Genomic DNA, 13623 nt, shown 5'->3' on the forward strand with positions numbered 1-13623 from the left:
GCTGTTGATACTGCTGGTCTGGTGATCCCCACGCGCGTGGGGGTGAACCGGCTGCCTCTCAGTAGACCGTTCCTCCACCAGCGTGATCCCCACGCGCGTGGGGGTGAACCGGCCCTCAACGGGGACATCCACGAGATCAAGGAGTGATCCCCACGCGCGTGGGGGTGAACCGAACCTGCTTGCCATGGCGCATCTGCTTCCAGTGTGATCCCCACGCGCGTGGGGGTGAACCGGCAGAGATACCGGATAGCGTTCGCCGTCAGGTGTGATCCCCACGCGCGTGGGGGTGAACCGAACGACTGGTACGGAATGAGCCCGTTGGAAGTGTGATCCCCACGCGCGTGGGGGTGAACCGCAGGCGACTCGCCTGTCGGAGCCAGAGTTGCAGTGATCCCCACGCGCGTGGGGGTGAACCGTCGAGCGTGTGGCTCTGCCGACCAGCGAGGAAGTGATCCCCACGCGCGTGGGGGTGAACCACGGCATACTCGACGTAGACGTGGTAATGAGAAGTGATCCCCACGCGCGTGGGGGTGAACCGAGCCGGCCCCGGACGGGCAGGCGGAGCGCGGGGTGATCCCCACGCGCGTGGGGGTGAACCGCAGGTGGAGCAGCTCACCGCCACGGTGCAGCGGTGATCCCCACGCGCGTGGGGGTGAACCGGCACAGGAGGCGGAGCAGCAGCAGTGACTCATGTGATCCCCACGCGCGTGGGGGTGAACCGGTCGCCCTCGCCCGCTTCCAGGCCATGACTCCGTGATCCCCACGCGCGTGGGGGTGAACCGTAGGTGGCGACAACCTCGCGCAGAGACTGCAGGTGATCCCCACGCGCGTGGGGGTGAACCGACTCGGGCCGACCGGATCATCGGCGAGGTCAAGTGATCCCCACGCGCGTGGGGGTGAACCGACGCCCGCTCCGCCAATTGCGAGAGCCGCCGCGTGATCCCCACGCGCGTGGGGGTGAACCGAGAACAGGAGGGCGGACAATGAGACGCCGTGAGGGATCCCCACGCGCGTGGGGGTGAACCGCTACGCCGGGCACCGCATCCTGCAAAGCCGCGGTGATCCCCACGCGCGTGGGGGTGAACCGGTGGCAGGAGAATCGGCCGATCAGTAGAATAGGTGATCCCCACGCGCGTGGGGGTGAACCGCTGCGCCTGGAGGAGGGCCGGGACAGGGCGGTGTGATCCCCACGCGCGTGGGGGTGAACCGGTCGTTCCGTCGCCCACTGGCACTGGCATCACGTGATCCCCACGCGCGTGGGGGTGAACCGGGCGCGCTGGCGGTCCGGGCGGATCGAAAGCCGTGATCCCCACGCGCGTGGGGGTGAACCGGTGCGCCGCAAGAATATCCGGCCCCAGCACTGGTGATCCCCAGGCGCGTGGGGGTGAACCGACGACGGGCGGGGACTACGGGGGCGGGACGGTGTGATCCCCACGCGCGTGGGGGTGAACCCTCTGACCGGAACTCCCACCGCGTCGGGTGTGCGTGATCCCCACGCGCGTGGGGGTGAACCGACAAGCGCCTGCAGTACGAGGAACGGAAGTACGTGATCCCCACGCGCGTGGGGGTGAACCGGCAAGTCCAGCAACGCAGGCGCGGAGCTCACCGTGATCCCCACGCGCGTGGGGGTGAACCGGACCTCGGACTCATCATCCTCCATCACTGGGAGTGATCCCCACGCGCGTGGGGGTGAACCGGTTCCGACGGCAAGCCCTACGCGTGGGAGCTCGTGATCCCCACGCGCGTGGGGGTGAACCGAGGGGCTGGTCCGGCCGGCGGGCCTCCAGGACGTGATCCCCACGCGCGTGGGGGTGAACCCCCGCGGCCATCGGGGCGAACGTGGATGCCTTCGTGATCCCCACGCGCGTGGGGGTGAACCGAAGGCGTCGGCGTCGGTTCTGGAGATGTACGAGTGATCCCCACGCGCGTGGGGGTGAACCAACACGGCCGGATGGGCCGCAATCGCACGGGCCGTGATCCCCACGCGCGTGGGGGTGAACCGGTGCTCCATGTCGCGCACAATGCCGGGGATAAGTGATCCCCACGCGCGTGGGGGTGAACCGGCGTACAGGCCGAGTGCTCTGGGGCCGCCCCAGTGATCCCCACGCGCGTGGGGGTGAACCGACGTGACGTACATCCTCACCAACTGGCACGTGGTGATCCCCACGCGCGTGGGGGTGAACCGTTTACAGGACGCCAGTGTCTCATGGCCTCCACGTGATCCCCACGCGCGTGGGGGTGAACCGGTACCACCTCCTGTCGAGTCTCAGCGGTTGCCGTGATCCCCACGCGCGTGGGGGTGAACCGACCACGGGCATCGCGATCAAGGCTGTGCGGGCGTGATCCCCACGCGCGTGGGGGTGAACCGCCGGCGTCCTCCACCGCGCACGCCATGCGGTGGTGATCCCCACGCGCGTGGGGGTGAACCGATGGCCCCGACGAGGTACCCGAGACCGTCCCGGTGATCCCCACGCGCGTGGGGGTGAACCGGGCGGCGGCGAGGCGGGGGAGGTGGCAAGGACGTGATCCCCACGCGCGTGGGGGTGAACCGGTAGGTGAGATACTCCGTCCGAAGCTCATGGAGTGATCCCCACGCGCGTGGGGGTGAACCGGCGACCGGCTTCAACGCCAACGGCCAGCTTGGGTGATCCCCACGCGCGTGGGGGTGAACCGCGAGGGCGCCGCCCAGGTTGGTCGCGAGGTAGGTGATCCCCACGCGCGTGGGGGTGAACCGTCGGAGGTGCAGCCATGAAACTCCGCTGGCGTGTGATCCCCACGCGCGTGGGGGTGAACCGATAGCATGGCTGCGGCAGTAACGGCTGCCGCAGTGATCCCCACGCGCGTGGGGGTGAACCGACGCCAACGGCCAGTACATCTGGCAGCCCGGCGTGATCCCCACGCGCGTGGGGGTGAACCGAGGGGCAATCGGAACCTCGCTGCCCTTGAGATGTGATCCCCACGCGCGTGGGGGTGAACCGGAGCAGGCGGAAGTCGAAGAGGTTTACAACGAGTGATCCCCACGCGCGTGGGGGTGAACCGCCACGGCCATAGCCAGGGCCTGCGGCATGATCGTGATCCCCACGCGCGTGGGGGTGAACCGCGGGATGTCAGCGTCCGGCATCTCCGACCGGTGTGATCCCCACGCGCGTGGGGGTGAACCGAGCCGCACGGTGGCCTGCGCGACGGGTGAGTCGTGATCCCCACGCGCGTGGGGGTGAACCGCGCCAGTGACTCCAGAGCTTGATGTCACCCTGGTGATCCCCACGCGCGTGGGGGTGAACCGCAGACCGGGCAGTGGAGGAGCCGCGCCCGCTCGTGATCCCCACGCGCGTGGGGGTGAACCGTGGGCGATGATCCAGGGAGCCAGGCGCCACTTGTGATCCCCACGCGCGTGGGGGTGAACCGCTGGCCGAAATTGCCTGGTGGCGCAACAGAGTGTGATCCCCACGCGCGTGGGGGTGAACCGAACCGAAAAAGAGGAAAGAAGAATCGGCGAAAGTGATCCCCACGCGCGTGGGGGTGAACCGACACCGAAGGCGAGCCGTTGGAGCCGTCGACGGTGATCCCCACGCGCGTGGGGGTGAACCGGTGGGGGCGCGAGAAAAAGTGGGGGCGGGGGCGTGATCCCCACGCGCGTGGGGGTGAACCGTAGAGAATGATGATCCCGGCCCACTTGATCACGTGATCCCCACGCGCGTGGGGGTGAACCGCGAACTCGGGACCCGCCACCATGCCCAACGGTGTGATCCCCACGCGCGTGGGGGTGAACCGAAGGCAGCGAGAACTTCTCATCGGCCTTTGTGGTGATCCCCACGCGCGTGGGGGTGAACCGATGCTCGCGAAGCCCGCCTTGATGAAGTCGATGTGATCCCCACGCGCGTGGGGGTGAACCGACCGCGCATAGAGGTTCCATCCGACTCGCTGCGTGATCCCCACGCGCGTGGGGGTGAACCGGTGAGGCCCCGGATGAGGCCACAGGCGATGAAGTGATCCCCACGCGCGTGGGGGTGAACCGGTCAGCAGGCAGCAGGCGCTAGGAATGTTGGTGTGATCCCCACGCGCGTGGGGGTGAACCGGCGTTGCGAGCTGGAGGGCCGTTGCGTTTCCAGTGATCCCCACGCGCGTGGGGGTGAACCGCCGGGGGATCCGTGCCATCCGCTGGCGGCAGGGTGATCCCCACGCGCGTGGGGGTGAATGGGAGAACCCGAGCTGCCCGTGGCGGATCGGCTGTTAGCAAGCTGCACCAGGCGCGACCCAAGTCATTCCCACGCGGCCTGGGGGCGGAATCTCGTGTACTACTCCGTACGTTCCCACGCGCTCGCAGGTGAGCCATACGCCTACCGGTGGCGGGACATGGCCCAGCCATCTAGGCATACGTAGCCGGGTGCACTAAGAGGAAACGTACCTTGGCGGGCGAATGCATGTACGGGAGGTGTGAGGGAGTCGTCGGATCACTCGACGGGTGGACCCGCGAATTCGCATGGTCTGTCTCGTTTCGGTTCTTGGAGAGCCTTGAGCGACGGTGCCTCATGGGACCGCTGAGGTGGGTGGATTCACGACTGACTGGAGGCCTGGACACTCCATGGATCCGCTCTTTCTGTTGTGGGGGAAGACCACTCGAGGACAGCGGGAGACAGCCTACCAGCCGCAGCAGGAACTCGTCTTTCATCCCCTCCTTCTTCACATGATTGATACCGCAGAGGTTGCTCGAGCGATATGGCGTCGTGCGTTGGGGGCCTCCCTTCGTGGTCGCTGGGCTCGAGCGTGGGGGGTCGACGTGGACAGCGCCGAAGCCGCAGTGGCCTGTCTGGCAGGCAGTCACGACCTGGGCAAGGCCTCCCCACCGTTCCAGGTGAAGTGGGCGTCTGGGGCGACGGCGCTCCAAAACGCTGGTTTGCGGTTCCCGCGACCCATCGGGACGGCCCCGCACGGGATTGTCACTGCGAGCGAGTTGCCCCAGATTCTGAGCGCGATGGGGATCTCTCGTAACGTGGCGGATCACCTCTCTCGGGCCGTGGGTGGTCATCATGGCGCGTTGCCAGCCTATCACGACACGGAACTCGTGTCGGAAGTGGTGAGCGAGGTCGGGGACGATGACTGGAAGAGCATGCGGAAGGAGTTGTTCGGGAGACTGGCCATCGTAGAGGATGCCGATCCGGTCCTCGCGACGCTCGCAACGCTGGGCGATGTTCCGGCATGGACGCTTATGTGTTTGGCTGGGTTGGCCAGCGTTGCCGACTGGATCGCGTCCGACCTCGATTCGTTCCCAACCGAAGGGCGGCTGGACGGCGCTCTCCAGGGAACTCTTCCGTCCTACCGACTGCACGCGGAGCAGCGGGCGCAGGCTGCCATGGATCGGCTCCTGTGGACGTCTCCACCCGCCAGGAATGGTCGACCGGCTTTCCAGCAGTTGTTCGCATTCAGCCCCAACAGCTTGCAGCAACAGATCGGTGAGCTCGCCGTGGACCTCGGCACGCCTTCGCTCGTCATCATTGAGGCCCCCACGGGACAGGGAAAGAGCGAAGCCGCGCTTTACGCGGCACACCTGCTCACTAAACAGCAGGGGCGGCACGGGCTCTATTTCGCCTTGCCCACAGAGGCTACCAGTAACCAAATGTTCCGGCGGGTTGTGAGGTACCTCAGTAAGGCGTACCCCGGCTATCCTGTGAACACCCAGCTGCTTCACGGGCATGCAGCCCTCTCTGCCGAGCTGGAGGCACTGCTTGGGCGCAGCGGGTCGCTACTCAATCCGCAAGGGGTGGGCGACGAGGGGGCAACGAACGAGGATGCCACGCCTAACGTTCTGGCGTCAGAGTGGTTCCTCCCCAGGAAGCGTGGGTTGCTTGCACCCTTCGGCATCGGGACGGTGGACCAGGTCCTCTTGGGTGTTCTACGGATTCGTCATTTCTTCGTGCGCCTCTTCGGGCTTGCCGGCAAGACCGTGATCATCGACGAGGTCCATGCTTACGACGCCTACATGATCACGCTCCTAAACTCCCTTCTGGAGTGGCTGGCCCATATGGGATCGTCGGTGATAGTGCTGTCGGCCACGCTTCCCGCGAAACGCCGTGAGGAACTGGTGCAGGCGTTTGCCAGGGGAGCCGGGATCTCGGAGGCCGCAGAACATGACCATGTATCAGCCTCGTACCCGAGGATCACATGGGTAACGGAAGGGCGGCCGCCCCGGAGCGCGTCGATCCCGGTTGACGACACTGCATCGCGCCTCATTCGGCTCCGCTGGGTGTCCGAGAGCGATGATCCGCAGGGCTTGGAGCGCCTTGGCCAGAGCCTAGACTCAAGGTTGTTGGGCGGCGGCTGCGCAGCTGTGATCTGCAACACTGTGGCGGAAGCGCAACGGGTGTTTAGGGCGCTGACCCCGATCTTCACGTCCCAAGACGCTGGCGATGGTGCGCCTGAACTCGAGCTTTTCCACGCGCAGTTCCCTCTATGCCAGCGCCAGGAGATCGAGCGGCGCGTCGTCTCTCGCTTTGGCAAAGTCGGGAGCGAAGGCGTGCGCCGGCCATGGCGAGCGGTTCTGGTCGCAACCCAGGTGATCGAGCAAAGCCTGGATCTCGACTTTGACGTCATGGTGACGCAGATGGCTCCGGCGGACTTGGTGGTGCAGCGGGCTGGGCGATTGTGGCGCCATCCCACCACACCTCGGCCCGCGGGACCGAACGATGCGGAGCTGTGGATTTGGCAGGGGCATCCCGATCAGGACGGGGCACCGTCGTTTCCCAAAGGCGATCTGCGGGTCTACGACGAGTATGTTCTCCTTTGCTCGTGGCTGGCGTTACGAAATCGTGATCGGTTACGCATCCCGGATGACGTGGAGGGTCTTGTTGAATCTGTGTACAGTGAGTCGGATTGTCCGAATGGGCTGACAAGCGAGTTTAGCCTGCGCTTCAGGCGCGCGAGGGAGGTCATGTTGCGTCATCGAGACCTCTACGAGGTGGAGGCCGAAAGGCGAGTTGTGCGGGTGCCGGCCGGAGCATGGGAGCTCTTCATGGGCGAACGCCAGTTGAGCGAGCCGGAAGACGACCATGTGGAGGTGAACGCTGCACTGCAGGCGCTCACGCGGATTGGGGTACCCAGCATAACGGCGATCATCCTCCAGGGAACAGAGAATGGGCCGTGGTTCATCCCAGGGGAGCATAGGGAGCTGGACCGAAACCACCGCCCGGATGTAGATGTGGTGAAAAGGCTCCTGGCGTGGTCCGTGAGGATCTCACATCATGGGGTGGTTCGCGCAATGAGCGGGCGAGAAGGGCTTCCGCCGTCGTGGAGACAGTCGCCCCTCTTACGAGGCTGTCGAGTCCTGCTCATCGACGAGGGCGGCCTGGGACGAGCGGGTGATTGGATCGTGCACATCGACCCGCGCCTGGGTTTGGTCATCGAGGATGCGACGAGTTAGGTAGCTACAGCAATACACTTGACACCAAGGAAGATTCTTCCTATGCTGAGGATCAGGAGGTGATCCAGTGGCCACGTTCAACCTGATTGATGAACCGTGGATCCCCGCAGTAGATCAACAGGGCGCAGCACGCGAGGTCGGATTACGAGAGGCGCTCGTAGACGCCCACCTTCTGTCGAGCGTGCGACACGCCTCGCCCTTGGCGACCGTGGCGCTTCATCGCCTGATGCTAGCCGTGCTCCACCGCATCTTCGGTCCACGTGACCCAGGCGAATGGGTCGAGTTGTGGCGACAGGGTCAGTGGGATGGGGCTGCCCTACAGGACTATCTGGATCACTGGAGAGACCGGTTTGATCTCTTCGACCCGGTGCATCCTTTCTATCAGGTCCCACAGATGCCCGATGCGGTGACCCATCCTCCCGAGCATCTCATGCTGGAGGCGGCCAGCGGCAACAACGCGACCTTGTTCGACCACCATCACGAGCGTCGCCGCGTGCCTCTGCGCGCGGCGGATGCGGCATGCTACCTCCTGGCCCAGCAGAGCTACGCCATAGGGTTCGGCAAGAGCTCGCCCTTTTACTTCTCTGATGCTCCTCTCGTGCGAGGCTTCACAGTGCTGATTCACGGCGAGACCCTGTTCGAAACACTCATGCTCAACCTGCAGAACTACACTCCTACGAGCAGAGACCTTCCGGCCTGGGAAGACGACGCACCGCGCGAACCTGATCGAGACGGCACGTTGCCTCGAGGATACCTGGACTATCTTACGTGGCAGAGTCGGCGTATCCACCTGATCGCAGATGGTGATCCGCCTTACGTGATCGGGTGCCAGATCCAGCAGAACCTGAAACTCCGTGGGGACGAGTCGGACCCATTCAAGGTCTACCGGTCAGACAAGGAGCGGGGCATGGTACCGCTGTCGTTGGTGCCGGGACGGGCCGTCTGGCGGAACGCGGATGCGCTCTTTCACCTGCCCGAAGCGACGCGGATGGGGCCGCAGGACCAGAGCACAACACCTCCCAGAAGCTTCCGATGGTTGAGTGTGGTTCGCCAACAGGCCCGGGGAAGCACTGTCGAGTTGCGGTCGGTTTACCGGTTCGGAGTGTACGGTATGGCTACGCAGCCCGGGAAGGCCGCGTCGGTCGTCCTTTGGGCGCAGGAAGAGCTCCCTCTTCCGCTCGATCTCCTAGATGATGCTCAACAGGTGCATGATCTCGCTGACGGCCTGGGTCTCGCCGAGAGGGCAGGCTCCATCGAACGAAGGGCGGTCCAGCATCTAGCTTCCCTGCTCCTCACGCCTGAGTCAGACTTGCAGGACGGACGCAGGGCGGATCCCAAAGCGATTCACAGCTTGGCAGAGCACATGGATCCGACCCCGGACTACTGGGCTGCGCTGGGAGGGACCTTCGGCAGGTTCATGGTGGGATTGACCGTTGACCGCGTCCCAGCTCTCCAAGAGTGGGCCGATGCGGTTCGGATCGCGTCGATCGACTCGTTCGGGCGGCTTGTTCGAAGCCTCGGCACCTCCGCACGCGAGCTCAAGGCGATCGTCCGTGCAGAGAGAGCATTCCGGTTGTGGCTGAACAGCGAAGTGTCTGAATGGAAGGAGCGAGTGGGATATGAATCGGCCCAGCCAGCGTGAGATCAACTTCGTCCGGTTCCTCGAGGAACGGCTCGGGGTACGGTCGGACGGAGCACATCGAGAACCAACACCGGAACAACGTTCGACCCGAGCTACCCTTCGCCGTGCCCTAGGGAAGCCTCCAGGGTCAGTACCAGAGACGTATTCGTACGTGGAACCGTGGCTGGGGCCGCAGGCCGCACCGTGGCAGGTGGAGAACTTCTACTCCATTGCAGCCCTGATGGCCTGGCACCCCGTCGGCTGGCACGAAGACGATACGCCGCAATCACCGACCAACCTGGGGGCATCGTTCGTCAGGCTGGCACGGACGCAGCGAGAGTTTCATGGAGAGGTACCTGCAGGACTCGAACGGCGCCTGGTCGCGATGCTCAATGCGTCCCAAACAGACCTCACCGAGCATCTTCGTCACGCGATCGGGCTTCTCAAGACACACGAGGTCCCTGTGAACTGGGTGCAGTTGCTAGCGGATCTGCGATCCTGGGAATGGTCATCCCGCGAAGTTCAACGACGTTGGGCGTATGGCTTCTGGGGCTCGGCACCCCAGGACACCGAACGGCAGGGAGCCGTGGAGGAGGATGAGAGAGATGCTGGTTGAGCTTCACATCGTTCAGAATTTCGCCCCTTCCAATCTCAACCGCGACGATACCAATGCCCCAAAGGATTGCGAGTTCGGTGGCTACCGGCGAGCCCGCATTTCCAGCCAATCGGTGAAAAGGGCCATCCGAACCTACTTCAAGGAAGCAGGACTCCTGGGTGACGCGGAGCTGTCGGTGCGAACCAAGCGCTTGGTGGAGGAGCTGTCCCGGCGCCTTGCTGCCCGAGGCCGTGGCCCTGAGGAGGCGCATCAAGTGGCCGTCACCGTCGTGAATGGGATTCCGGCCAGCACGGATAGCGACGACAAGACCGAGTACCTCCTGTTCCTGGGTGATCGGGAGGTGGACGCCCTCGCCGGCGTATGTGACCAGCATTGGGACGCGTTGCTACAGGTCGGTGAGCGGAGCTCGGAGGCGGCCAACCGTCGCGAAGCCAAGAAGGCGGCCAAGGCAGCTGTTGATGCCGTGCGTCAGCACATTGTCGGTGCCCTGAACGGGGGTAAGGCAGTCGATCTCGCTCTATTCGGCCGGATGATCGCCGACCTCCCGGACCGCAACGTCGACGCTGCCTGCCAGGTGGCGCATTGCATCTCCACCCATCGCGTCAACACGGAGTTCGACTTCTATACGGCCGTGGATGACCTGCGCCCCGAGGATACACAAGGTGCGGACATGATGGGTACCATTGAGTTCAACTCAGCGTGCTACTACCGCTACGCCAACGTGGACGTGGACCAGCTCATTAGCAACCTCGACGGTGATGAAGAGCTGGCGAAACGCGGGCTCAGAGCCTTCCTCGTCGCTGCTGCGCAAGCGGTGCCGACGGGGAAGCAGAACTCCATGGCGGCGCACAACCCTCCTTCGCTGGTATACACCGTGGTCCGGAAGACCAGCCGGTGGCCCTGGAACCTCGCGAACGCGTTCGTCCAGCCCGTCCGTCCTCGAGTCGACGAAGACCTGATCGCGCGATCGATCTCGGCACTCATCGACTATGCGTCGCGGTTGAAGGCCGCCTACGGAACCGACACCATTGCCGCAGAGCACGCACTCACGCTGGACGAACTCGGGTGGCCGGATCCCGCGCCGAGACGTGCTGGAACCTTGGACGATCTGGTCAGCAACACGGTGAACGCGGCCTTCAACAGGGGGACGTGATCGATGGCAACCTTGCTCTTCCGCTTGGAGGGTCCCCTCCAGTCATGGGGTACAGGAAGCCGGTTCTCCACTCGCGAGACGGGCTTGGAACCGTCCAAGTCCGGCGTCATCGGGCTCATCTGCGCGGCGTTGGGCAAACCACGGGAGGAACATCCAGAGTACGTCCACCAATGGCCATCGTTGGCTTCGTTGACGGCTCTCCGATTGGGTGTACGGGTTGACCGCGCCGGCCGTCTCCAAAGAGACTTTCACACAGCCGGCGGGAGTCGTTCCACGGCCAAGGGGCAGGGCGTCATCCGCGCCGACGCGAGTGGGTCCGACACGGTCACCTCGCAACGCTACTACTTGGCCGATGCAAGTTTCCTGGTGGGCTTGGAGGGCGACCCGGGACTCTTGAGCCAGGTCGAGTCGGCGCTGCGCGAGCCCGTGTGGCCGATCTTCTTGGGACGCAAGGCGTGCGTCCCAAGCCGGCCAGCTCATCTCCCCGACGGCTGGCGCGAAGGGCCACTACCGCAGGCACTGGCTACATATCCGTGGCTGGCACGAACGCTGGAAGAGGAGAACGCGCACCGGTCGGGCGTGCGCGTCAAGGCTGTCCTTGATGCCGTCCCCGATGAACGAGACAACGCTGATCAGCGCTTCGACGTGCCCCTGTCCTTTGCGGAGCGACGGTTCGCACCACGCCGTGTGGTTACGATGTGGATGGATTTGTCGGCGGATCAGATAAGGAGGGACCCGCTGTGTACCTTTCCCGCTTGATCCTGAACCCTCGGAACCGAGCCGTTCGCCGAGATCTCGCTGACGTTCAGGGCCTACACCGCACTCTCATGCGTGGTTTCCCAGCCATCGAAGCTCACGCGGAGGCGCGTCAACGCTTCGGCATGCTGTATCGGCTGGAGTCACCGCCCCTGGCCCCGCGTCTGCAACTCCTGGTACAGTCAACCACTGCGCCGGACTGGTCCGGTCTCGAGCGCGACTACCTAGCGCGAATGGGGGGGAACCCTAGCGTAAAGCAAGTCAGCGAGTTGTACGCTTCCATCCAAACCGGGCAGGTGCTCCGATTTCGGTTGCGAGCCAATCCGACGAAGAAGATCGACACGAAAAGCGCGGCGGATGGCAGCAAGCGTAACGGGAGACGAGTCGTTCTGCGCGGAGACGAGGCTCTGCAAGAATGGCTCCACCGCAAAGCTGACGAGGCTGGCTTCAGGCTCCTGACCGTGCGGTTCGATCCGGGTGTCGCCGATGTTCGCACGCTAGATGCCGGCAGGCAGGTTGCACGCATCACTGGGCACCATGGCCGGGGTGTGCTGACCATCGACGCTGTGATGTATGAAGGGCGCCTGCAGGTGACCAACCGAGAACGATTCCTCGAGGCCTTGGTGAGAGGGATCGGGCCTGCGAAGGCCTACGGATGCGGACTGCTTTCGGTGGCTCCGGCTGCCGTGCATGTCGACGTCGATGTCCGCAGGACTGGATGACAAGCCTTTCGCCAGTAGACAAGCGCATGCGTTAGGTGGGATCCGATCCGGCGTGCTGGAGGCAGGCTGTTCTTCCCTCAGCTCGCCGGAGCTTTCATTAGTCCCCACGCGTGTGGGGGTGAACCGTGTATGGCTGTGACCGTTCACGTTGGTAGGCTGCGTTCCCCACGCGTGTGGGGGTGAACCGTCTGCGATGGATCCGCTGCGCTGTTGGAGGGGTCTCTCGCTCAGGTGTGGAGGCGGGAAGCAGTCTGACGAGGTAGGTGGGGGGCTCTCGAGAGTTATCGGACAGCGCCGACAAATAGAGGGGGCGGGAGGTGTCAGGTCGTAGCACGCTCTGACCTGACCGGTGGTTGCCCAGGTTCTCTGACGGGGGGTGACATGGAATGCTGAAGGACCTCCACATGCTGCCGAAAGTACGCGACGCGTGGAGCTACCTCTACGTCGAGCACTGCAAGATCGACCGGGACGCTCGAGCGATCATGCTGCACGACGCTCGAGGTCGGGTGCCCGTGCCGTGTGCCAGCCTAAGCCTCCTGATGCTGGGACCGGGTACCTCGATAACACACGCGGCCATTTCGTCCCTGGCGGACAACGGGTGTCTCGTGGCCTGGTCTGGCGAGCAGGGCGTAAGGTTTTACGCTCAAGGTATGGGGGAGACCAGGAGTGCGGCGAACCTCCTCAAGCAGGCAGCCTTGTGGGCCGATCCGCAACTGCACCTGAAGGTAGTCATTCGCATGTACGAGTTTCGTTTCGGTGAACCGATCGAGCCTCGGATGACGCTCCGACAGATTCGAGGCAAGGAGGGCGTCCGAGTTCGGGAGGCTTACGCCCGCGCAAGTCGGGTGAGTGGCGTACCCTGGGAGGGCAGATCTTACGATCGGAGTTCTTGGGGCCGTTCCGACCCCATCAACCGGGCGCTATCGGCGGCTAACAGCTGCTTGTACGGGATCTGCCACGCGGCCATCGTATCTGCAGGCTTCTCGCCAGCTCTGGGATTCGTCCACACGGGAAAGATGTTGTCGTTCGTCTACGACGTGGCCGACCTCTACAAGACCGAGTTCTCGATTCCCGTGGCGTTCACGGAAACCGCAAAAGGGACGGAGAAGCTGGAAAGCCGGGTACGGCGGACATGTCGAGACGCGTTCACGGAGGGGCAGCTCTTGGCCAGGATCGTGCCCGATATTCAGTCCATCCTCAACGTCCCGCTACCACCGGGGGCCACGTCGACGGGTGCGTTTGATTCAGATGCAGCTCTTCCCGGAGGACTTTGGGACCCCGACGCCGGAAGCGTTGTCGGAGGCACGAACTTCGCCGTGGAAGGGAATGAGGCCTCGTGAC

7 protein-coding genes and 1 CRISPR repeat array (1 of these 8 running past the window's edge) are annotated in these 13623 nt (G+C 64.4%); all 7 genes read left to right on the plus strand.

Annotation, left to right across the window (positions count from 1 at the left end; genetic code table 11):
* Positions 1–4198: a CRISPR direct-repeat array (repeat unit 29 nt; unit sequence GTGATCCCCACGCGCGTGGGGGTGAACCG); it begins 284 nt to the left of the window's first position.
* A 384-nt stretch (positions 4199–4582) separates the two neighbouring features.
* The 7 genes from LIP_RS06745 to cas1e all read left to right on the plus strand — a co-directional run bounded on the left by LIP_RS06745 (position 4583) and on the right by cas1e (position 13622).
* Complete coding sequence (locus tag LIP_RS06745; protein ID WP_082725973.1) at positions 4583–7414, plus strand: CRISPR-associated helicase/endonuclease Cas3; 2832 nt, start codon at positions 4583–4585, stop codon at positions 7412–7414.
* Positions 7415–7481: 67 nt separating this feature from the next.
* Positions 7482–9056: a type I-E CRISPR-associated protein Cse1/CasA gene (gene casA / locus LIP_RS06750; protein ID WP_068135986.1), complete on the plus strand. Its 1575-nt coding sequence runs from the start codon at positions 7482–7484 to the stop codon at positions 9054–9056.
* Positions 9034–9651, plus strand: coding sequence for a type I-E CRISPR-associated protein Cse2/CasB (casB, locus tag LIP_RS17710; RefSeq protein ID WP_082725974.1), 618 nt, complete (start codon positions 9034–9036; stop codon positions 9649–9651). The genes casA and casB overlap by 23 nt, the downstream gene beginning before the upstream one ends.
* Entirely contained in the window at positions 9641–10804 is a 1164-nt protein-coding gene (cas7e, locus tag LIP_RS06755) for a type I-E CRISPR-associated protein Cas7/Cse4/CasC (RefSeq protein WP_082725975.1), read from the plus strand. Before casB ends, cas7e begins: the two co-directional genes overlap by 11 nt.
* Positions 10805–10807: 3 nt before the next feature.
* Positions 10808–11563: a type I-E CRISPR-associated protein Cas5/CasD gene (gene cas5e / locus LIP_RS17715; protein ID WP_082725976.1), complete on the plus strand. Its 756-nt coding sequence runs from the start codon at positions 10808–10810 to the stop codon at positions 11561–11563.
* A complete protein-coding gene (gene cas6e / locus LIP_RS17720; RefSeq protein ID WP_158509583.1) occupies positions 11545–12282 on the plus strand; it encodes a type I-E CRISPR-associated protein Cas6/Cse3/CasE in 738 nt (245 codons plus the stop codon). Before cas5e ends, cas6e begins: the two co-directional genes overlap by 19 nt.
* Before the next feature lie 386 nt (positions 12283–12668).
* Positions 12669–13622, plus strand: coding sequence for a type I-E CRISPR-associated endonuclease Cas1e (cas1e, locus tag LIP_RS06760; RefSeq protein ID WP_068135994.1), 954 nt, complete (start codon positions 12669–12671; stop codon positions 13620–13622).
* The last annotated feature ends 1 nt before the right edge of the window (position 13623 follow it).

Origin of the sequence: Limnochorda pilosa (assembly GCF_001544015.1) — a bacterium.
GTDB classification, from domain to species: Bacteria; Bacillota; Limnochordia; order Limnochordales; family Limnochordaceae; genus Limnochorda; species Limnochorda pilosa.